Below are 18,935 nucleotides of genomic sequence, written 5' to 3' on the forward strand. Positions count from 1 at the left end.
GATCACAGTCACCAAATAGGCAATAGCCCACCTGGGCGCCGTCCGAGCCGGAAGTAGCCGAAAGATCACTCGGCGAAGCGAACACGAAAATCTCGTCTCACATGCAGGTTGCTTGCGAACGTTCGTTTCTGGATTACCCATGCGGTGATTACCCCACGGCCACGAACCCTGACGCCAGCGAACTGGTTGCTCCATTCGAGTGTCCGCGCGCCATCCTAGCTGGTCACAGCCTCGAAGTTACTCTTTATGGGTGTACTTGTACTCGCGAGTACGACACCTTGCGCTGAACCTTGTCCAAGCTCGCCACAGAGGTACTAAGCGCATCTTTCTGGCACATTAAGCAGGCAGAACGAGGAATCGATCGATACCTTGCCGTATCAGAAGTCACAATATGCGCCATGTGAAGCTGGTTAATCGAATGAGCCCGCGTTATACGCCCCCGTGAATCATGCATAGTAGTCATTATGCATGAACTGAAACGATGGCGAGAAGATGAACGATCGACTGTTTCTCGAAGTGGTTTAGCGTCGGTTGGACCTTGCCTTCCGAGTTGAGCTCTAGAATCTGTGTGCCAATGTGTGCGAGTTCGGCGGCCTGCCTCAACGAGATTCGCGTGTCTCGCTCGACAAAACCACTGATGCTCTTGATCTGGTCGAGTGTGTCGTTATCGTAGCCGTCGGGCAGTTTCAGGGCTCCCCCTCGCACGCGATCGGCTGCAACGGAGGCGATGACGTAAGGCGGGCACGAAATGAATCCGCCGGCGCTCCTTGACACAAAGCCGCCAGATTCCCGACGGAAGGTCGCAATGATTTCGGGATCCGTCACTTCCTTGGGTATATATCCGCTCATGTCGCTTTCCTTTCGGCCGTAGCTACGGTCAAGCTCCGCGCCTGGCGCGGTGCAGCGCAGCCACTGCGGCCGCGCGTCGTCCAGCTCGAACATGACCAATGTCCTCGTGAGTGTTGAGTAATTACGACTATAGACCTGCCTGGCGGGCTTTTCTGCAGGCCTCCGGTTGTCGCAGGTGTGCGACCATTGAGCAGCTGAGATGGAAGGCCGAGAGGCAGCGCTCCACTCAGGGGGCTCATCGACACAGTTCACCCGCCCGTCGGCGGGTGGGTGATCGTAGAGGTCGAGGATGCGGGTCTTCTTGGCCACGAAGTCCGGGTCCTTGCTGGCTTTCCAGGTCTTCGTGGGCTGCCAGGACACGCCCTCTTTGCGCAGGATCTGCCGGACGGTCTCCGTGCTTGCCCTGATCCGGGCATGTTCGGCGAGGTAGTCGACCAGTTTGGTCAGGCTCCAGGTGGTGAACGGCAAGCCCAGCTCAGTCGGTGTGCAGGCGGCGATGCGGCAGATCTGATCACGGGCGGCCGGCCCGAACTTACCAGGTCGGCCGCCGCTCCATTTTGGGGACAACGCCGCGAACCCGGATTCGTTGAACGCGTGGATCACCTCCCGCACATAGCCTTCGGTCGCGGCGAACATCACCGCGATCTCTCTTGCGGACCGGCCCTGCACCGAGGCCAGTACGATCCCGGACCGGCGCAGCCGCACCCGATCCCGGGTCGACCTCGTGATCTTCACCAGCCGCTGGGCTTCCTCCTGCTCCAACGACCGCGCGAACACCTCCGGTTGACGCGCCATGGGCTTACGTGCTCAGGCCGCTCGCCAAGACCACGCCGACATCGTCGGACGCTGCCGGCGCCTGCGCTGCGCAGCACCCGCGAGAGCATGCCGCGCGGCGTCCGGCCGGGCAGGATCGGCGCAGAGACCGCGGAGTGCGCGCTTCGGGCGGTGACTGCGAGAGAATTACTCGCATGACGCCCTGTAGTTGCGAACCGTCGGTGAAATGTCTATCCGGCAGCGTTGTTCACGCCCTGGCGATCGTTTTACGGGCCGCGTCGTGAGCGTGCTCGGGACGCTGATCCTCGCGTTGGCGCGGCGGCTGCCGGTGCAGGAGCGCCAGCTCATCGCCATGCAGCTCAGCGAGAGCGTGCACGACCGGGCCATCGTTGCCGCCTGCCCGGACGACCCGGTCGGAGACGAACCGGACTGGAAGTACGTGTCGGAGGTGATGAGCGAAGCCGTTGATCACGCAGACCGCATTGAGACGCTGCTGAGCAGTGAGCGGGCGTACTTCGATTTCGGCGACCTCAGCCACGCCGCCACCGACCTGGGAGCACAACTCGATAAGACCCACCGGCTGCTGTGCGAAGCCGGCAACCTCGGCGGTCTGGCCCTGCACGCCGGTGCCAACCTCGCCCAGGTCCAGAAGCTGGTCGGGCAGCGCCGCGCGGAAATCTTCGACGCCCAACTCGCCCCCCTGCGCCCGGCGGTCGGCCCCAGCGCGCCGGTGTGGACGGTTGAATTCGACAAGCACGGTGGCTTCGTCGCCACAACCACCCAGCACGACGACGTCGCGCCGTGGAAATTCCACGGGCGGGCCGCGACCGCGGCATCCGCGGTGCACACCCTGCAGTGGACTTTCCTCGATGAGCCGCCTCACGTCAACGTCGATCCGCCAGTGGGCCCGCAGCCTCTGGCGGGCGGCGGCCCGGGCGCCGACCGCTCCCGGGAAGGCCCTGCGATACCGGAACTGCTCGCCCGCCGCGGCTCGCTCTACCAACAGCACCACAGCGCGCTCCAGGCAGCACGGGACAGGTTGCGTGACCGGCCCGGCCGCCTGCAGGACTACCTCGCCGAACGCGCCGCCGAGCTGAACACCTCGGATCCGCAACTGCCCGGAAGCCGCCGAGCGCTCGACACGCTCGCATCGGCCGAGAACGGCGATCACGACGGCGTTGCCTACACGGTGATGTGGGTGCCCACCACGCTGGTCGTGGCTACCAGCCACCGCGTCTGGGGCGACTTCGGTGGGTTCCGCGACGAGGTTCCGTTCGACATCGCGACCGGGTTGCTCAGCACCGACGATCCAGAAGCCTTCACCGAGCAGCTGTTTCGCGATCCCATCGTCCTGCAACGCTCCCCTGGCTGGGCCGGCCCGCTGTACCAAGTCGGCAGCAACGGCAACCACCGCGTCCACAGCGCCAGAATGCTCGGTTTGCCCTGGCTCGCCGCGGAGGTGGAAAGCGAGGCCACAGCCCCGGGCTGGAGCACGCGCACCTTGGTCACCGCAGATCCCCACACCGACAGAGAGCTACGGCGGCCCTTCCAGGAGCGCCTCGACGAGCGCGCCGCTGCGCTGCTCGGCCGGATCCGCCGAGCTCCGCGGGGCACGAGCCACCCGACGGGCCCTCGCAGTCGACCTGGTCGCCGAGATCCGCCATCTCGACAAGAAGATCTCCGCCGCGGAGCGGCGAGTATCGGACGCGCTGTCCGACAGTGAACCGACATTGCTGCAACTGCCCGGCGTCGGTCCCATCCTGGCCGCCCACATCATCGGCCGTGTCGGCTCACTCGACCGGTTCCCCAGCGCCAGCCACTTCACGTCCTACTGCGGCACCGCGCCCATCGAGGTGTCCTCCGGCGACGTCACACGCCACCGGCTATCCCGCGCTGGCGACCGGCAGCTCAATCATGCACTGCATCTCATCGCGCTCAGCCAGGTCCGCTGCCATGCCCCCGCCCGGGCCTACCACCAGCGCAAACGCTCAGCCGGCAAAGGACACCGCGAAGCCATGCGCTGCCTCAAACGGCGCCTCGCCACTGTCATCTTCCGCCAATTCACAGCCGACCAGCGGGCCGGAACACCCGCTGCGGCTTGACAGAAGGAAGCTACCATCGACCACACACCGCCGCCGGAAACCAGCCACCAGCCGCCCGGCTCCACACCGGCGTCACCAACGTCATGACCTCATATAGTTAGGCGGCGCTCGGCTGCGTCGTGCTCGGTGGGACTGCTGGCGCCGCCAGGCCAGCACCAGCATCATGATCGCCCCGGTCCCGACGCCGACGGTCAGCGCGGTGCGGACCAGCTCCAGCCAGCCGCTCGAGCTGGTGGTGTCCAGCAGTGGCAGCAAGACCAGAACCGCGAGCGCGATTACGAACACGACCGGCATCACGATCACCGGGACCGGCTGCCACCAGGGCAGCGTTGAGGTGGAGCGGCGGCCAGGCCGCGAATGTTGGACCATGCCGCACCATCCTGCGGCGACGGCAGGGAGTCACCCGTCGAGGTCACCATCGCAGACGAGCCTGCGGGTGCGGAAGCGGTCGGTACTGGCCGGGCTGCGTTCGGACGTGAGCAGGTGTATCGCGGTAGACGCTCACGGCCCGGTGAGCCGGGTAGGACCGCGAGCGCGGAGGCGAATTTGCGGCGTCCAGTCGACGAGCGATTCGACCGGGTCCTATCACTCGATGTGTCCCCCGCGTGAGCGGGTCGTCCCGTGCTGGTGTCCTCTTGCTATCAAATAACAACTAATAACATTGAGGGCAAACTATGGAACAGTAACGTTCAACGGTCGGCGGCGATACAGTGGTCATGCCGGACCAAAAGGACATGCCAGAGCAGGCCGATAAGGCTCGATTAGACGTCCTGATTCAGGACTACTCGATGGCGCGAGACGACGAAAGATCGTATTTGACTGTCCTCGCAGCCATGTTCGGCGTGGTGATCACTCTCTTGGGCCTACTAGTTGCTGTTGCGTCGAGCGCCTGCGATTTTCGAACGGAACGGACTCAATGTTTCGATATCCCTCGACCGGCGCTGGCTGCGTTGCCGCTTCTTCCGCTCGCCACCATGGCTTACATCCAAATTACATCATCGTTGGCAACCTTGCGATCCTATTATCTCAGGGGTGTCGAGCGAGAAATTAGAAGTATTGCAGGGTCACCCATCGAAGCTTTGCCTGGAGTGCTATCAAGCTCATATTTTGACTTCATTCAGACACTAGTGAGCCTACGTCGGGGACGCATAGGAATCAGGATTAGCGGCCTGATTGTCCTGTGCTCCATAATGGTGATCTTTGGCGGATTTACTTTTATTGTCGCAATGAAGATGCCCCTGCCATATCGAGCCGCCATGGCATTCGTTTACATTCCATTGGTGCTCATTCTCCTTAAGGAAGCGATGAGCGCTACGATTGGCGGACGTTCACTGTTTGCCAAGGTGCTACATCGATACGTTGCCGATCCAGGGGAGCGATTGTTTACCAGCTCGCCGCAAACAACCGGCCGCGGGATTGGTTCATACCTCGTGTTCCCTCGCCCTGAAGACTGGCACAAGTGGCTCTTTCTTCCCTGCGCGTTCGGTTTCGGCTTGCTCTGCAGCGGGCGACTGCCAAGTAACGACACCCTCATGGAGCTGATGATTGCCATTTTGGTAGTGGAATATCTCGTCTACCAAGGCCGATACCAGTGGAATGACATCAGAGGGCTGGATGAAGACCTGGTTCACCCTGAGTCAGGGGCAAGAAAAAGGCTGCCAATAACGCACGACGATGCGCGAGGTTCTGTAGGGAAAAGTACGTGGTTGATTGCCATGCGTCAAAGTCTCGCGATCACGGCAATCGTATGGATGTTCTACGCAGGACATGGTGAGACTGGCTGGATATTGACCACTGCAATGGCGGCTGTATGGCTCACGGCGATAGGATATGAGGCACTCCGCTCAAGAAAATCCACAGTAAATTTGACTAGAATGACACGAGGCTCACTGTGCTTAGTAGTCTTGGTGGGGTGCGGTTATGCGGTCCGACTATTCGTTGGATTCGGCATTTCAGGAATTTCCCCTCTGGAGCAGCCGATCGCCTGGACATTAGTAGCGGCCGCATGGGCTTTTGGAGTGATGTTTGTTAGCATTACGTGGGCTCTTGAGGGATTAGCTCATGTAAACCAAATCGACGACAAATACTACTACGCCACTGGAGGGAGCACTGGGCAACCCGGGCTCCCCCTCCTTAGTCGGAAGCCACATTTGGGTGCAATGCTCTCTTTTCTCAAGATTGATGTTCATTTCCGTGGACACTTGACGAAAACGGAAGCCCCCTTATGCGTTAATCTCAAACCATTCACCGAAAGCGGAGGCAGTCTACTGGCGCCATGGAACCTCGGGTTGATCATGTCCACCGCTCTTGGGGTTATGTTCAACGTGGGGTTTTTTCAGCTGTCCTGGCAGGTTGGACTCGTTGTATTCATAGCCGCGCTGGCTGCAACTCTCGTCGTCATAAAAATGCGTATCGGCATCGGGTACTGGTTCATATTCGGCGGCTCGGTGCTTGTACTAGGAATGATTAGCCTGACGTCAGGAGTGCTATGTCTTGCATTTGTTTTGATGTACACTCTCTTCAGATCAAATTCTTATCACTCATTGAAGAACCCGTTTGAGGAAATTGCCAAGTCGCTGCGTTCAGTACGGTCAAAATTATTTGTTCTCTTTGTTGGCAAACAGACCGCGAGCCTCGTCAATAATTGCGATCCAATGCAACCGCCTGACTAAGGGAGGGTTCCGCAGATCTTCTTCATGATCGTGTGCAGAGGATCGGCGTGTGGTTGAACGTGGTGACCTGACGAACAGGGCGTGGCCGAGGATCGCGCCGTTGCTGCCTGCGGAGACTGGGCGGCGGGGCGGGCGCTGGCCGCAGCCAACAGGGTGCAGGTGTGCCTGTGGGCTGGTGGCGTGTCGGCGCTGGCGGATGTGTACTCAGTCGGCGCGACCACGTCGATGACCTGCGCCGGTGACGGTGTCGGGAACGACGCCGTGGACAGCGCACGCACGCGGCAGTTGTTGCGCTCGCGGTACCGCTCGTTCGAGTCGAGGTACGGCCTGGCATGTAGCAGGCGACAGGCGGAGAACGACAGTTCAGGAGTGACCGAACCCGAGAACCTGACACGAGCTCGCGCTCCCGCCGCTGCGGAGGCAGCGAGAGCGCGCGGACTCGACCTGCCGAGGGCCCGGCCGCCGTTGCGTCCGATTCCCACGTGGGTCATCGCGGTGGGTGTCCCGGTCATGGTGCTCATCGCGGCAGGTACGGCATGGCTGCTGCTCGCTTCGGGGGCGACGAGAGAACAGCTGGACGCGGTACGAACCGCTGGCGCACTCGGCATCGGCTTCGGCGGGGCAGTGGGGCTATGGCTGGCGATTCGCCGGCAGCGTTCCACCGAACTGGACTTGCTGCAGAAGTACGAGGACCACGAACTCGCTGTTCGTGCCGCGACTCACGCCGAGCACGACGCCCGCGAACGACGAATCACCGACCTCTACCTGAAAGCTGTCGAGCAGCGCGGCTCGCCGCAGGCCATGCTTCGGCACGGTGGCCTCTACGCACTGGAACGACTTGCCCAGGACAACCCGAGCCAACGACAGACCATCGTCGACGTGGTCTGCGCCTACCTGCGGGCTCCCGACGCGCTACTGCGGCGTCCCACCACCCGTAGGTTGGGAGTGAGGCGACCGCTATTGAAATCCGCGTCGACGCGAGCTGCCACAGCCAAGGCCGACACCCGCGTGGCACCGGCACGCTGCGACCTGGAGATCGAGGCCCGAAACGAACGCGAAGTCCGCCTTACCGCTCAGCGGCTCCTCGCCCGCCACCTCCGGCCCGTCCGCGACCAGGCATCGACGCCCACCTACTGGGAAGACATCGCCCTCGACCTCACTGGAGCAGTCCTGACCGACTTCGATCTCACAGAGTGCCACCTCCGTGAAGGCCGATTCAATAAGGCCACCTTCAATGGAACTGCAAGGTACACTGGCGCGAGGGTCGACCAGGAAGCCTCGTTTGACGGTGCGACGTTCGCCGAAGATGCCAGGTTTGATCGGGTGACCGTCAACGATCGGGCCACCTTCGTCGGGACGGTCTTCCTCGGGTGCGCCAATTTCAGAGAAGCGAACTTCGTTCGCGCAAACTTCTCCGCAGCGCAATGCGCCGAAGCTGCCCACTTCAGCTGGGCAACCTTTACTAGAGACGGCGACTTCCACAACGCGGATTTCGCTGGATACACCGCCTTCAACGGAGCCAACTTTCTCGGCTACGCTGGATTTCACGGCGTTTCTTTCCACAGTTCCGTCACGTTCCGGGACATCCATCCCGTGGATCATCTCTCGCGCACCAAGGCCGAGATCGCCGAAGGCGGCTCTGCGAGGTTCGCGAATGAGATTCCTAAACAGGTGGCATCTTACCTTGCGACGGCGAGCGATGCAGGTAGGCCAGAGGCGCCGAATCCGGCAACATAGGCCGGTTCCGCGCACCACTCCGTTGACATCGTCTCGAGGGTGGAATGCTTAACGAGGAACGTCAGATGACAAGACGCATACCCGCGGGTTCGTGGAGGCGGTGGCGCCAGAGTTGCGGCGGTCACCTGTTCAGCGCAGGAGTTGCTGGCCTCGGCGCGCTCGCACGCATGCCACCCGCGGCAAGACAACCATACTGCGAGTGCTGTCGTACCGTGTTCCGCTCGACCTCGCGGTACTTGTTTGCCTGCACGACCACAGCGCTCAGCGCGTCGACGACGCTGAGCGGCTAGTTTCGCTCTACGCTGGGATTCATGAGCACGGAAGAGTTCGATCTCCACGATCCCGTCGACGTGGCCAAACTGGTATTCAGCGCAGAGGACGGCGTGATCCAGGACAACCTGACGTGGCAATCTTGGGTGGTGACCACCGACACCGGTGAGGTCTTCGTCGACGTGTACCCCGACTACAACCCGATGGGCGAGCACGACCTCCCGGCCTACCGCTACCGCGTCGAGCACGTTGGCGAGCCACCCGAACACCCCAGGCCGTGAACGCCGAGCAGAGCGACGCGGGACGATAGCTCCGCGCGGCCGATGACCAAGCACGCCGACAGCCCCTGCCGCCGGACCGCTCTCCGATGGCTTCATCGGTAGTGGCGTGTGGAACTAACCGTCGCCGACAGTGACCGGTTCAAGGTCGTCTGAAGTGCCGTGGCGGTCGCCAGGCGCGCGGCGCCGGCCGCTGCCTTTTCGCAGCTCAGGGCTACCTTGGCTTCGGCATCCCGCAGCGGATCACCCACGGCCATCCGTACGGGGCTTCACGGCGTCTGCAAGGACCCATTGCGATACCCGCGTGTAGCCCTCGCCGGAGCGGTACGAGAACGCAACGAACGCCACCCAGTGACCCGAGGTCATCCGGTTCCACATCTTCAGGTCGCCGGGCACCACGGCGCGGAAGTCGATCCCACCCTCCAAATGGACCCCATCCGAGGCGTCCACCGGGTACACCATGGCCAAATTCACCCACACCGGCTCGGGCACCTTCAAGGTCTTCAGGTACCCGCGCTTCGGCGACGGCTGCGCGCTATCGATCACGGGCTCGATTATGCGCTGGGCGATCCAAAACAGCCGACCGCACAGGAGTGTCTACTCTGCAGCTTCGGTGGGGTCGTCGTGCGCCGAGGGCAGCGTGGCGGGAACGGGCACAAGCCGTAACCAACGGCTTGCGCGGTCGGCAACAGCAGCATCTTCGGTGGTGGCCCATCCGGTCGGCCATGTTGACTGTCTCAGACGCGTCTTCGCGCCTGTCATCACTGCGAAGTTCTCGAAGTCCGCCTTGTCGAACGCGGCGTCCCCGGTGAATTCCGCCTCGTCGAACCAGGCGTCCCCGGTGAACTTCGCCTCGTCGAACCAGGCGTTCTCGGCGAACTTCGCTTCGCTGAACGCGGCGTCCCCGGTGAATTCCGCCTCGTCGAACCAGGCGTCCCCGGTGAACTTCGCTTCGCTGAACGCGGCGTTTTCGGTGAATTCCGCCTCGTCGAACCAGGCGTCGCCGGTGAACTCCACCCCGCCGAACCGGGCGTACCCGGTGAACTTCACCCCGCTGAACCAGGCGTCCCTGGTGAACTCCGCCTCGTTGAACCAGGTGTTGCCGGTGAACTCCACCCCGCCGAACCGGGCGTACCCGGTGAACTTCACCCCGCCGAACGCGGCGTCCCTGGTGAACTCCGCCTCGTTGAACCAGGCGTTCTCGGTGAACTCCGCCCCCTGAACTCGGCGTCCCCGGTGAACTTCGCCTCGTTGAACCAGGTGTTGCCGGTGAACTCCGCCCCGCCGAACCGGGCGTACCCGGTGAACTTCGCCCCGTTGAACCGGCCCGTTCCAATGTGGCAATCGGAGAGATCGAAGTTGATGAGGGTGGCGTCGGTGAAGTCGAGGTCGATGTCGGGCCAGAAGGTGTGGACGGGGCGGCGGGGACGGTCGCCGGGGTACAGGTGGCGGCTGAGGATGCGTTGGGCGGTGAGCCGGACCTCGCGTTCTTGGCGTAGATCCTCTGGCGTGGGGGACGGTGTGGGTGGGTGGAGGCTGGTGCGGCGTGCGGCTGCGGTGGTGGCGGCGACGCGGGTAGCCGGGGTGCCACGCAGGGATACGGATAGTCCGGCCCGGCTAGGGGCGGAAGGATCTGAGGGCGGGGTATAGGGAGCGCGCAAGTACGCGCAGAGCACGTTGACCACGGTCTGGCGATGATCAGGGTTGTCCTGAGCGACGCGTTCGAGCGCGTAGAGCGCGCCATGGCGGACCGGTGCCTTCTCCGAGCCGAGCTGTTCGACCGCTTTGACATATAGGTCGGTCAGGCGGCGTTCATTGGCGTCGTGCTCAGTGGACCACTGGCGGCGCCAGGCCAGCACCAGCGTCATGATCGCCCCAGTGCCGGCGCCTACGGCCAGTGAGGCGCGGATCAGCTCCAGGCGACCGGTCGGACTACTGGGGTCCAGCAACTTCAGGAACACCAGCACCGCCACCGCGGTCATGACCACGACCGGCACCACGATTACCACGACCGGACGCCACCAGGGCACCACTGATGAGTTCGAGCGACGACGAGATCGTGTGCCGTTGACCATGCACCCACCATCACGCCGTGGTGCCCGTCCGTTACAGTGCGCGGGCTGTCACAGCTGCCGACGACCAAACTCACCGCTCACACATTGAACGCATCTCGGTGACAACGCGATGTGACGTCTTGGCACCAGATAGGGCTACGTCCCGGCAAGAGGACTATCCACGGTGGGCGACACGCGAGGTGTGGCCGATCGGGCGCCTGAGTAGCACTAGTTTCATATTTGCCGTGCGAAGACGCGGTGGGGTGGCTGCGCGACGCTGTGGCCATGACAAGCGAGCGTGTGTGCCCGCGACGGGTGAAATAGCACTGACCGCGCTGACCACACCACCAGTCCAGAACACACACCGCCCACGCCGCCGACACCTCCTGGACCCCCACGGCCCGCTCCTGCGCCCCGACCCGCCCGCGCCCGGCATCCGCCCCTACCCGCTGCCCGACGCCACAGCCGCACTCGCCTGGCTACAGGCCGAGCACGCCACCCTGCTGGCCACCCAGCGCGCCGCCGTCGCCCTCGGCCGCCACCACGTCGTCTGGCACCTCGCCTGGGCACTGGACACCTTCCTCCTGCGGCGGGGGCACCGATGCGACGCGCTCAGCATGTGGCAGGCCGCGCTGGACGCCGCCGCACACCTACCCGACCCCGCCACCCGCAGCCGCGCCCACCGAATCCTCGGCCACGCCTGTGCCCGGCTGGGCCTGCACGAGCAGGCCATCGAACACCTGGACCGGGCCCTCGACCTGGCCGTGCGCCACCGCGACCTCGCCGAACAAGGACACACCCACCGGGCACTCGCAGTCGCCTGGGAACTGCGGGGGGACGATCGGCGGGCTCTGGAGCACGCCCGACACACCCTCGACCTCTACCGCGCCTTCGACCAGCCGGTGCGGGAAGCCGAGGCGCTCAACCTCGTGGGCTGGCTCGCCGCACGGCTGGGCGAGTACGACGCCGCCCGCGACCTCTGCCACGCCGCCCTCACCCTGTACCGGCAGCACCACGATCCCGATGGTGAGGCGGCCACCCTGGTCAGCCTCGGCTTCATCGCCCACCGCACCGGCGACCACCGCCAGGCCCTCGACCACTACCACCAGGCCCTCACTCTGTTCCGCACCGTCGGCTACACCTACGAGGTCGCGAACACCCTCGACAACGTCGGCCACCCCCACGCCGCGCTCGGACACCACGAGCAGGCCCGCGCGGTGTGGCGGCAAGCGCTGGAGCTGTACCGGGATCAAGGCCGTGACGCCGACGCCGACCGCGTCCAACGGCAACTCAACGACCTCGACAACTCCACCGACCACGAGCAAATCCCCCCGACGGGGACACCCTGAACTCGACGGCGTGCGCATCGCCGCGCACGCGCGATCCGGTTCCGGCCAATCCCACCACCACCCAACTCGGTGTCCGAAGCGATTCCGGCACGGGACCAGCACCGGACGAGCGGGCCACCGTTGTGCGGAGGCCGGCCTCCGCCTACTTGCCTGTCGGGGGGTGCGACGATGGTGGTCTCGGCGATCGGCGGGGCCGGGGGATCGGCAAGACCTGGCTGGCCGTGGCGTGGGCGCACCGCCACCTGGACCGGTTCCCCGATGGGCAACTGTTCGTCGACCTGCACGGGTTCAGCCCCTGCGGAAGAACCGACGGCGTCCGGAGCGGCGATGCGGGGTTCCTTGACGCCCTGGGGAGTCACCCCCGGCCGTATCCCGCCGGACCTGATCAGTCCGACGTCGGTGGCATCCCTGCCCGCGGCCGCACGGGTTGCGGTCAGAAGACTTCGTCGTCCGGGTAGCGCAGGACTTCCGTTTCCGTACGGGCCCACCAGAACCCGGCGACATGGTCGAAGAGGTGAGTGGCGTCGGGAAGCCCGACGATCCGCACTGTGCCGTCGGCCGGGTTCAGCACACGCTGGCGGCCACCGGACTTGAAGGCCGGGGTGAGGATCACGTGCTCGCCGCCGTGGGTGAAGCGCCCGTCCACACCGTGCTTGCCGGGCTGGTCATGCAACCGGGTTTCTTGCCAGGTCCGGACGGTCGGTGACCCGGCCGTCCGGACCCAGCCGGTAGCAGCCGTAGAAGTCCACACCGTGCTTGCGGCGGGCCCACAACCCGCGCCCCACGACGAACACCAAGCGCTCGTCGCCGTCGGTCCACACATCGCCGAGGTCGGGCAGTTGGTCCGGGTTGTCCTGGCCGGAGGCCGGGAAGTCCGCTGCCACCAGGCTGAGCAAGTCGCCGTAGGCCGCGGTCCCCCCGTCGACGACCAGGTCCCGCAGATAGCGCGGCCTGTCGTGGTTGAACTGCTGGCGCACTGGCCACACCCGGCCGTCGGCGCTGTGCGCAGTCCACCCGGCCACCACCGGCGGCGCCGCAGCGGGCACTTCCGGACCCGGATCGACCGGCAACTCTTCGAAGTCCGTCCCCACCCGCAGCACCCGGTCGTGGTTCATGGCGACGACCAGTTCGCCGCCACCCACCAGCAACGCCGCCCGGTCGAACAAGCCCGGATCGGGCAAGAGGAGTTCACGCACGCCCGTGTCGACATCGGCGATCAGCAGGACGGTCTGCCCGCCACCGTCGCGGTGCCCGACCAGCGCGGCTCGCTGCGCGTCGATCGCCGCCGCCGTGTCGGGGAAGGCGATGTCCACGCCGTCCGGGATGATCACGTCCGCGATCGTACTGCCGGAAATGCGCGTGTCGAATTACGCCTGGCTCGTTGGACGGACGAACCGCCACCCGAGGTCAAGAGTGAGAACGCTTGACGACAGTCCTTCACGATCGTGTGGCGGAGTAGACGTTGAGGGAAGGCCTCGACGAAGCCCAGGCAGCGGCCCGACACCAGTGGCGGCAGCCACTCCCGCGGCTCCTGGTCGGCTTTCGACTGGTTGTCCCGGTGGTCACCGCGATCAACGCCCGCCGACTTCGAGATCGTGGAGAAGTTCAAGAACGAGCTTCCGGCCCTGTGGAGCGCGTTGGGTCCCTACGCCCAGGGGATCACACGTGGTGCGGTGAGCGGACGTTGTTGAGTTGTCGGTCCGGTGTCGAGTTATCTCGGGCCTTGTCGGCGAACCCGGTGAGGTGGGCGTAGGCGACGGCGTGCGTGCGATCGCGCAGGCCGAGCTTGCGCAGGATGCTGGACACGTGGGACTTCACCGTCTCTTCGCCGACGTGCAGGAGTCCGGCGATCTCGGAGTTGGTGTGGGCGCGGGACAGCAGTTGCAGCACCTCGCGCTCGCGTACGGTCAGTCGATCGATGTGCTCTGGGGCGGCCGGTGCGCTGAGAGTGGAACACCGGTAGCCCGAGCCGGCCAGTACGGACGCGTCGTACTCATGCAGGCCAGAACGACGAGGGTGGGATCCTCGCTGAGGGTGCACAACCTGCCGCCGGCATTCGCTGGTCCGGCCCCCGTGCGGCACCATCGTCGTGGTGAGTCCACCGTGCCGGTCCAAGAGGCGGTTTCCCGGCCGACGCTGCCACTCGGTGGTAGCCGAGGTCAGAGGCAGGCGGGCTCAGGGGGCAGCCGGGGAGCTGCCGGCGAGGCGGGCGGCCAGGCCGTGCAGGATCAGCTCGAGGCCGAACTCGAACTCGCCTTTCGCGGAACGGTCGGGAGCGATCGCCGCGGCGACGGCCGCGCCGCCGCGGCCCTGGGCCAGGTGCAGGGCCGCGGTGAAGTTCGCCTGCCGCTGTTCCGTGGCCACGCCTTGTTCGATGAGGACCCAGCCGACGAGGTAGCTGATGACCGAGCGCTGGACGCGTGCAGCGACGTCCGCGTCCAGCCCTGCCGCCTGCAGCAGGGTCAACGCCCGGATCGTGGCGTTCACGGTGCCGGGAGTGGGCGGACCGGTGGCGATCAGCATGGTGACCGCAGGGTGGGCGCGGAGGACTTTCGCCGTTCACCGCGACCACGCTGGCCAATCTCGGCATCAGCCACCAGACCCGGTTCGAGCGCACCGGCCACCGCGCCGATCTGGACCTCGCGGTGGACCTCAAGGAACGGGCGGCCGCGGCGACTTCGGCCGGCCACCCCGACCTGGGTATCCGGCTGACCAACCTGGCCAGCGCCTATAGCCAGCGATTCCAGCGCACCGGCGAACTCGCCGACGCCGACCTGGCCGTCGAGGCGGGCAGGCGGGCCGTGGCGGCCATCCCGGCGGACCACCCCTGCTGGTTGACCGCCCCGCCCCCGGACGCGATCCTGTCCGACCTCATCGCCCAGGCCGCGGCCGAGGTGCGAAGCGGTCACACCGCGAGCCCGACCGCCGCTGAGCAAGGGATCGGGTTGTTCCCCTCATCGACGATCAAGGCCAAGCCGACGTGGTAGCTGGGCTGGGAGCCAGCGCGGAGTACGTGATCACCCACTGCCCCGGGTGCACACGCTCGTGTTCGTCCACCTGGCGGCGCCGAAGATCACTAGCGGCAAGCATAGGTGCGCGGAAGTCGCAGGTCGATGCGGTGTCCGCCGGCAGTAGCGAGTTTCTGCTGGAGGTTGTCTCGTGCCTTATCAGCCAAGGCTTCAAGATCCGGGCTTATCGCGTCCACAGGAGTTTCCCGCCGCGTCGGAGTACTGCCTTTGGGACGCCCCGGGAGGATGGTGGTGCAGGTGTAGGTGTTTTCGTCAATCGCATCTGCCTGCACCGTGCAGACGGTTTCGCCGGAGTTGACCCGGATGACGAGGGTTTCGAGAGAAACACGTGCTGGGTCCCGCGGTTTACCCACGCGCCCGGACGCCGTAGGTCTGTACTCGACGACCCGGCTCACCACGACGTATTTCACATTGAGCGCCACGTCGAGTTCATCCGCGTAGTCGTCGAGGGAGTCACCGTCTCGCTCGCTGTCGAGGTTGATAGCAGGTTCAGGCCCGAGTTGGTGGAAGTACACGACAAGATTGGACCTCACCGGCCCGACCAGCAGATCAAACTCCGAGTGAGCAAGGCGAACCTCAGGGTGCCGCAACTGGCTTTCCATGATGAACACGGCATTGTTGTCCCGCGACAGGCTCTGGTCAGAGGAGTACCGCAGATCGGCTAGGACCGGGCACGCGTCGTCAGCCTGGCGTCCTGGCGGCGGTAGCGTATCCGCGATGCGGGTGAAGGTGTCGCGGATCGCCTGAATTTGATCGCTCCGCTGGTCCAACACGTCTCGACTGGTGTCTGGCGCGGTCACCAGTTTCCAGGCGAAGAAGATGGCGATAGCCGCCACCAACCCAGCGATCACGTGGCCCGAGCGCACGGGCAACACCGCCGTTCACTTTGTCGACGGAGCCAACCTACTCAGCATGGCATACCGATGTCGGTTGTTGTCCCTCGTGGTGAAGCAAGGCCTGAAGCTGCCACCGTGCCCCCTGAGCACCACTGAGGCGGTCACTTCGCGGTGCTGCTGGACAGCGTCAGGCGGGCGAACACGCCGCGCACCAGCCGGCAAGGCTCCAATGCGGAGCAAGGCGCAGAGTCCACCACGGCCAGAACACCGGACGGGGAGAAGGACCGCACCCGCCGACGCTACGCGGTGACGGGTGCGGCGAGGCGCTCTGCGCCAGCGCGGCGCAGGCGTTGGGAACCGTAAGCATGTGGCAGGAGTCCGGTGTGTTCGATGACCTGGACGTTGTCGAGACGCTCGTTGAGGGAGTAGATCGTGATCGGGCGGCCGGTGAACGTCGCCAGGTCGGCGAGGAGTTGGCAGCACTCGCCACAGGGGGTGACATAGCCGGGGTCACCGCCGTCGGTGCGTCGCATCGCGAGGTAGAGGGAGTGGATTGCCGGGTCCCCGGCAGTGGCGGCGGCGGAGATCGCGGCCGGTTCGGCGTGCACACCACTGGTGCCCGAAAGCCACAGTGTCGTTCCGCGGTGGGATGCGGTGTCGGTGCGCGCGACCGCCGCGATGACGGTGCCGGTGACTACGTTGATTCCGTGGGAGAGCGTCTCGAGAACCAGGCGAGCGCCAGCCTGCTGCTCCGAAGTCAGGGAATCGAAGTCGGTCATGTGTGACATGGCCCCGCAGAGTACTGGCACAGAGCGGGCTGGGATCCCCAGCCGCCACCGCGCAGCACAGACCTGCCCCCTACATCCATCCATCGCTGCGTATAACGACCTATATGGAGCGTTCTTAGTGCATACAGCTCGTGTTGGGTCTTCAAAGAACAGCAACGGAACCAGGATCCGACAAGGCGGCTTCGGGAGGGGACCGCCTGCTGTGTCCGCGCCTTGGCGGCGTCGGCCGGTCAGCGCCGTGACCGTGTCGATGAAGATGGGGTGGGTGCCAGCAGCGGTGGCTCGCGCGGCGGCCGCGGTCTCGGCTGGCGGAACGATCGCGTGGGCGCCGCCAGGGCAGTATCGGCTTCGGGTGGCGGGGTCACACGCGCTGCGGGCCGGCTGGTCGCCCGTTTCATCATCGGCGCTCCTCGAGAACGAATCGCCGGAATTTTGCCCGGAGCGCGGCCCTGCTGGCCCGCCAGAGACGCCGGCCGAGTTCGGCCGCCAGCGCTGCCAAACCCGGCCATGGCGATGTGCTGGCGCGCGCCGTCGGTGACGAACCAGTCGCAGTAGCTGAGCTGGCGGCGGTGACGACCAGCGGACCCGTTTCTGGCTTCGATAGGTCTGCCGAGCAGGTCAGTTGGGGTCGAACCGCAGAAGCGGAACGTCGTAGAGGTCGGGTTGGCGGACGCGGTGCATTTGTGGTGCGGCGACCTCGATGACGAGCATCTCGGTGAGGAACTGGACTTGTGCGTCAAGGAGGTGGCTGGTGTGGCCGACGGCGCTGTTTTCTTTGAGGCCGACCGCGACGTGGATGTGCGGCGCGACGCTGTTGTTGGTTGGGTCGTAGGCGAGGGTGCCGCCGCCGAAAGCTTCGACGTTGGTCAGGTGGACCTTGGTCCACACGGGTGCGTTCGGGTCGTCGAGTTTGTCGCAGGTGCCGACGATCTGGACCTCGCTGAATCCGGCGATGAAGCCGGGGATATAGCCCTGACGCACCCCGTTGTCGCGGCAAAAGCCGGAAAGGGCAGTGAAGAAGTCGTCGCCGTGGTCGAAGGTGACGGCGAAGCTGCGGCCGAGGGTCAGTTCGTGGCTACGCACGGGCGGCTCCCGGGACGGTGGTGTTGGCATGGTCGGGGTGCTGATCGAGGTTGGCGTAGCCGCCGGCACGGGCGAACGTGGCGCGGATCCTGGCCAGGTCGTGTCCGCTCGCCAGGAGGCGATGCAGCAGAATGCGGGCCTTGACGGGGGCGAGGAAGCCTGCGGAGATCAGGCCCCTGCCCAGCAGGTCGGATTCGGAGCCGGGGAAGGCGTAGGTGTGGGCGAGCACCGATCCGGATCCAGTGCGGGAGGCCAGCACCACGGGCATCGCCGCAGCCAGTTCAGTCAGCGTGTCCACGACCGTGGCGGGCACGTGGCCGACGCCGAACCCGGCCACGACCAGCCCGTCGCAAGAGCCGGCGACTGGGCGCAGCAGGACGCCGGTGTCGCCGAGCACCATCGTAACCAGCGCGACGTCGACTGAACGGGGTTCGACAGCTGCCGGGATGGTGGTGCGGGTTGTTGGGTGGTTGAGGACGCGGGCTTGGCCTTCCACGACGTAGCCGAGGGGGCCGCCGTTCGCGGAGGCGAAGGTGTGGCCGCTGGTGGAGTGGGTTTTGCCGACGCGGGCGGCGGCGTGGATCTCGTCGGCGAACACCACCAGTGCACCGAGGTCTCGGGCGTCCGGGCTGGCGGCGGTCTGGATGGAGGCCAGGAGGTTGCCCGGACCGTCGGCCCCCGCCAAGGTGGGATTGCGCATGGCTCCGGTGACCACGACCGGCTCCGGCCGGGTGTGTGCGAGGTCGAGCAGGTAGGCAGTTTCCTCGATGGTGTCGGTGCCTTGGGTGATCACCACGCCGTCCGCGCCCGCGACGAGCCGCGCTTCGATCGCGGTGGCCAGCGCGGTGAGGTCGTCGATGGCCAGGGACGCGCCGGGGACCCGGAGGAAGTCCTCCACCTCGATGGAGATGCCCGACTCGGCCAGGCCGGGCACGGCCGCGACGAGCTGATCCGCGGACAGCGCAGGCACCACACCGCCGCCCGAAGTGGAGGTCATGGCGATCGTGCCGCCTAACCCGAACACGACCACGCGGCGTGCCGAGTTGGCGGAGAATTCGGGCACAGGACGCCCCTTCCCTGGGTCGTTGTGGGATCGGTGAGGCAGCCTAGCGCG

20 protein-coding genes and 1 pseudogene are annotated in these 18,935 nt (G+C 65.3%); 8 read left to right on the forward strand and 13 right to left on the reverse strand.

Annotation, left to right across the window (positions count from 1 at the left end):
* Nucleotides 1-462: 462 nt before the first annotated feature.
* Nucleotides 463-1,611, reverse strand: coding sequence for a helix-turn-helix domain-containing protein (locus tag L3Q67_RS26345; protein ID WP_499184148.1), 1,149 nt, complete (start codon nucleotides 1,609-1,611; stop codon nucleotides 463-465).
* A gap of 292 nt (nucleotides 1,612-1,903) precedes the next feature.
* Between L3Q67_RS26345 and L3Q67_RS26350 the strand changes: the two genes are divergently transcribed.
* Nucleotides 1,904-3,346 (forward strand): hypothetical protein, encoded by a 1,443-nt coding sequence (locus tag L3Q67_RS26350; RefSeq protein WP_499184149.1) that lies wholly within the window; start codon nucleotides 1,904-1,906, stop codon nucleotides 3,344-3,346.
* A 7-nt stretch (nucleotides 3,347-3,353) separates the two neighbouring features.
* Complete coding sequence (locus L3Q67_RS26355; protein WP_499184150.1) at nucleotides 3,354-3,725, forward strand: transposase; 372 nt, start codon at nucleotides 3,354-3,356, stop codon at nucleotides 3,723-3,725.
* Nucleotides 3,726-3,806: 81 nt separating this feature from the next.
* Here L3Q67_RS26355 and L3Q67_RS26360 read toward each other — a convergent pair whose 3' ends face one another.
* The gene (locus tag L3Q67_RS26360; protein WP_499184151.1) at nucleotides 3,807-4,094 is read right to left on the reverse strand and encodes a hypothetical protein; all 288 of its coding nucleotides are present in this window, start codon (nucleotides 4,092-4,094) and stop codon (nucleotides 3,807-3,809) included.
* Between the two features lie 347 nt (nucleotides 4,095-4,441).
* On the opposite strand from L3Q67_RS26360, the gene L3Q67_RS26365 reads away from it, so the two are divergent.
* From L3Q67_RS26365 to L3Q67_RS26375, 3 genes are all read left to right on the forward strand, one after another.
* Nucleotides 4,442-6,397, forward strand: a complete 1,956-nt coding sequence (locus tag L3Q67_RS26365; protein ID WP_499184152.1) for a hypothetical protein — start codon at nucleotides 4,442-4,444, stop codon at nucleotides 6,395-6,397.
* Nucleotides 6,398-6,478: 81 nt separating this feature from the next.
* A complete protein-coding gene (locus tag L3Q67_RS26370) occupies nucleotides 6,479-8,134 on the forward strand; it encodes a pentapeptide repeat-containing protein (RefSeq protein ID WP_499184153.1) in 1,656 nt (551 codons plus the stop codon).
* Nucleotides 8,135-8,445: 311 nt separating this feature from the next.
* Nucleotides 8,446-8,685: a hypothetical protein gene (locus L3Q67_RS26375; RefSeq protein WP_499184154.1), complete on the forward strand. Its 240-nt coding sequence runs from the start codon at nucleotides 8,446-8,448 to the stop codon at nucleotides 8,683-8,685.
* Nucleotides 8,686-8,925: 240 nt separating this feature from the next.
* On the opposite strand, the gene L3Q67_RS26380 is transcribed toward L3Q67_RS26375, so the two are convergent.
* Genes L3Q67_RS26380 through L3Q67_RS26390 form a run of 3 tightly spaced genes read right to left on the reverse strand, consistent with a single transcriptional unit; the run spans nucleotide 8,926 to nucleotide 10,655 of the window.
* Nucleotides 8,926-9,228, reverse strand: a complete 303-nt coding sequence (locus L3Q67_RS26380; RefSeq protein ID WP_499184155.1) for a hypothetical protein — start codon at nucleotides 9,226-9,228, stop codon at nucleotides 8,926-8,928.
* 51 nt (nucleotides 9,229-9,279) lie between these two features.
* Entirely contained in the window at nucleotides 9,280-9,942 is a 663-nt protein-coding gene (locus tag L3Q67_RS26385; RefSeq protein WP_499191646.1) for a pentapeptide repeat-containing protein, read from the reverse strand.
* Nucleotides 9,828-10,655: a pentapeptide repeat-containing protein gene (locus L3Q67_RS26390; RefSeq protein WP_499191799.1), complete on the reverse strand. Its 828-nt coding sequence runs from the start codon at nucleotides 10,653-10,655 to the stop codon at nucleotides 9,828-9,830. The genes L3Q67_RS26385 and L3Q67_RS26390 overlap by 115 nt, the downstream gene beginning before the upstream one ends.
* Nucleotides 10,656-11,038: 383 nt before the next feature.
* Between L3Q67_RS26390 and L3Q67_RS26395 the strand changes: the two genes are divergently transcribed.
* On the forward strand, nucleotides 11,039-12,085 hold the full coding sequence (locus tag L3Q67_RS26395; protein ID WP_499184156.1) for a tetratricopeptide repeat protein: 1,047 nt from the start codon (nucleotides 11,039-11,041) through the stop codon (nucleotides 12,083-12,085).
* A 433-nt stretch (nucleotides 12,086-12,518) separates the two neighbouring features.
* On the opposite strand, the gene L3Q67_RS26400 is transcribed toward L3Q67_RS26395, so the two are convergent.
* From L3Q67_RS26400 to L3Q67_RS26415, 4 genes are all read right to left on the reverse strand, one after another.
* Complete coding sequence (locus tag L3Q67_RS26400; protein WP_499184157.1) at nucleotides 12,519-12,758, reverse strand: hypothetical protein; 240 nt, start codon at nucleotides 12,756-12,758, stop codon at nucleotides 12,519-12,521.
* Nucleotides 12,751-13,416, reverse strand: coding sequence for a hypothetical protein (locus L3Q67_RS26405; protein WP_499184158.1), 666 nt, complete (start codon nucleotides 13,414-13,416; stop codon nucleotides 12,751-12,753). The genes L3Q67_RS26400 and L3Q67_RS26405 overlap by 8 nt, the downstream gene beginning before the upstream one ends.
* A 328-nt stretch (nucleotides 13,417-13,744) precedes the next feature.
* The gene (locus L3Q67_RS26410; RefSeq protein WP_499184159.1) at nucleotides 13,745-13,975 is read right to left on the reverse strand and encodes a response regulator transcription factor; all 231 of its coding nucleotides are present in this window, start codon (nucleotides 13,973-13,975) and stop codon (nucleotides 13,745-13,747) included.
* Nucleotides 13,976-14,260: 285 nt separating this feature from the next.
* The gene (locus L3Q67_RS26415; RefSeq protein WP_499184160.1) at nucleotides 14,261-14,608 is read right to left on the reverse strand and encodes a TetR/AcrR family transcriptional regulator C-terminal domain-containing protein; all 348 of its coding nucleotides are present in this window, start codon (nucleotides 14,606-14,608) and stop codon (nucleotides 14,261-14,263) included.
* Between the two features lie 65 nt (nucleotides 14,609-14,673).
* Between L3Q67_RS26415 and L3Q67_RS26420 the strand changes: the two are divergent.
* Nucleotides 14,674-14,721, forward strand: a pseudogene (locus tag L3Q67_RS26420) (hypothetical protein); the annotation flags it as partial.
* Nucleotides 14,722-14,730: 9 nt separating this feature from the next.
* Nucleotides 14,731-15,072: a hypothetical protein gene (locus L3Q67_RS26425; protein WP_499184161.1), complete on the forward strand. Its 342-nt coding sequence runs from the start codon at nucleotides 14,731-14,733 to the stop codon at nucleotides 15,070-15,072.
* 89 nt (nucleotides 15,073-15,161) lie between these two features.
* Here the strand turns inward: L3Q67_RS26425 and L3Q67_RS26430 are convergent, their stop codons facing one another.
* From L3Q67_RS26430 to L3Q67_RS26445, 4 genes are all read right to left on the reverse strand, one after another.
* Nucleotides 15,162-15,989: a hypothetical protein gene (locus tag L3Q67_RS26430; RefSeq protein WP_499184162.1), complete on the reverse strand. Its 828-nt coding sequence runs from the start codon at nucleotides 15,987-15,989 to the stop codon at nucleotides 15,162-15,164.
* 260 nt (nucleotides 15,990-16,249) lie between these two features.
* Nucleotides 16,250-16,729: a hypothetical protein gene (locus L3Q67_RS26435; protein WP_499184163.1), complete on the reverse strand. Its 480-nt coding sequence runs from the start codon at nucleotides 16,727-16,729 to the stop codon at nucleotides 16,250-16,252.
* 627 nt (nucleotides 16,730-17,356) lie between these two features.
* Nucleotides 17,357-17,821: a PPC domain-containing DNA-binding protein gene (locus tag L3Q67_RS26440; RefSeq protein WP_499184164.1), complete on the reverse strand. Its 465-nt coding sequence runs from the start codon at nucleotides 17,819-17,821 to the stop codon at nucleotides 17,357-17,359.
* A complete protein-coding gene (locus L3Q67_RS26445) occupies nucleotides 17,814-18,884 on the reverse strand; it encodes an asparaginase (RefSeq protein WP_499184165.1) in 1,071 nt (356 codons plus the stop codon). The genes L3Q67_RS26440 and L3Q67_RS26445 overlap by 8 nt, the downstream gene beginning before the upstream one ends.
* Nucleotides 18,885-18,935: the final 51 nt, after the last annotated feature.

The sequence above is a fragment of the Saccharothrix sp. AJ9571 genome, from assembly GCF_021725495.1.
Taxonomy (GTDB): domain Bacteria; phylum Actinomycetota; class Actinomycetes; order Mycobacteriales; family Pseudonocardiaceae; genus Amycolatopsis; species Amycolatopsis magusensis.

Coding starts and splice junctions, on each gene's coding strand:
- L3Q67_RS26360 (WP_499184151.1), bottom strand. CDS start 4,094: ATGGTCCAACATTCGCGGCCTGGCCGCCGCTCCACCTCAACGCTGCCC.
- L3Q67_RS26365 (WP_499184152.1), top strand. CDS start 4,442: ATGCCGGACCAAAAGGACATGCCAGAGCAGGCCGATAAGGCTCGATTA.
- L3Q67_RS26375 (WP_499184154.1), top strand. CDS start 8,446: ATGAGCACGGAAGAGTTCGATCTCCACGATCCCGTCGACGTGGCCAAA.
- L3Q67_RS26415 (WP_499184160.1), bottom strand. CDS start 14,608: ATGCTGATCGCCACCGGTCCGCCCACTCCCGGCACCGTGAACGCCACG.
- L3Q67_RS26435 (WP_499184163.1), bottom strand. CDS start 16,729: ATGACCGACTTCGATTCCCTGACTTCGGAGCAGCAGGCTGGCGCTCGC.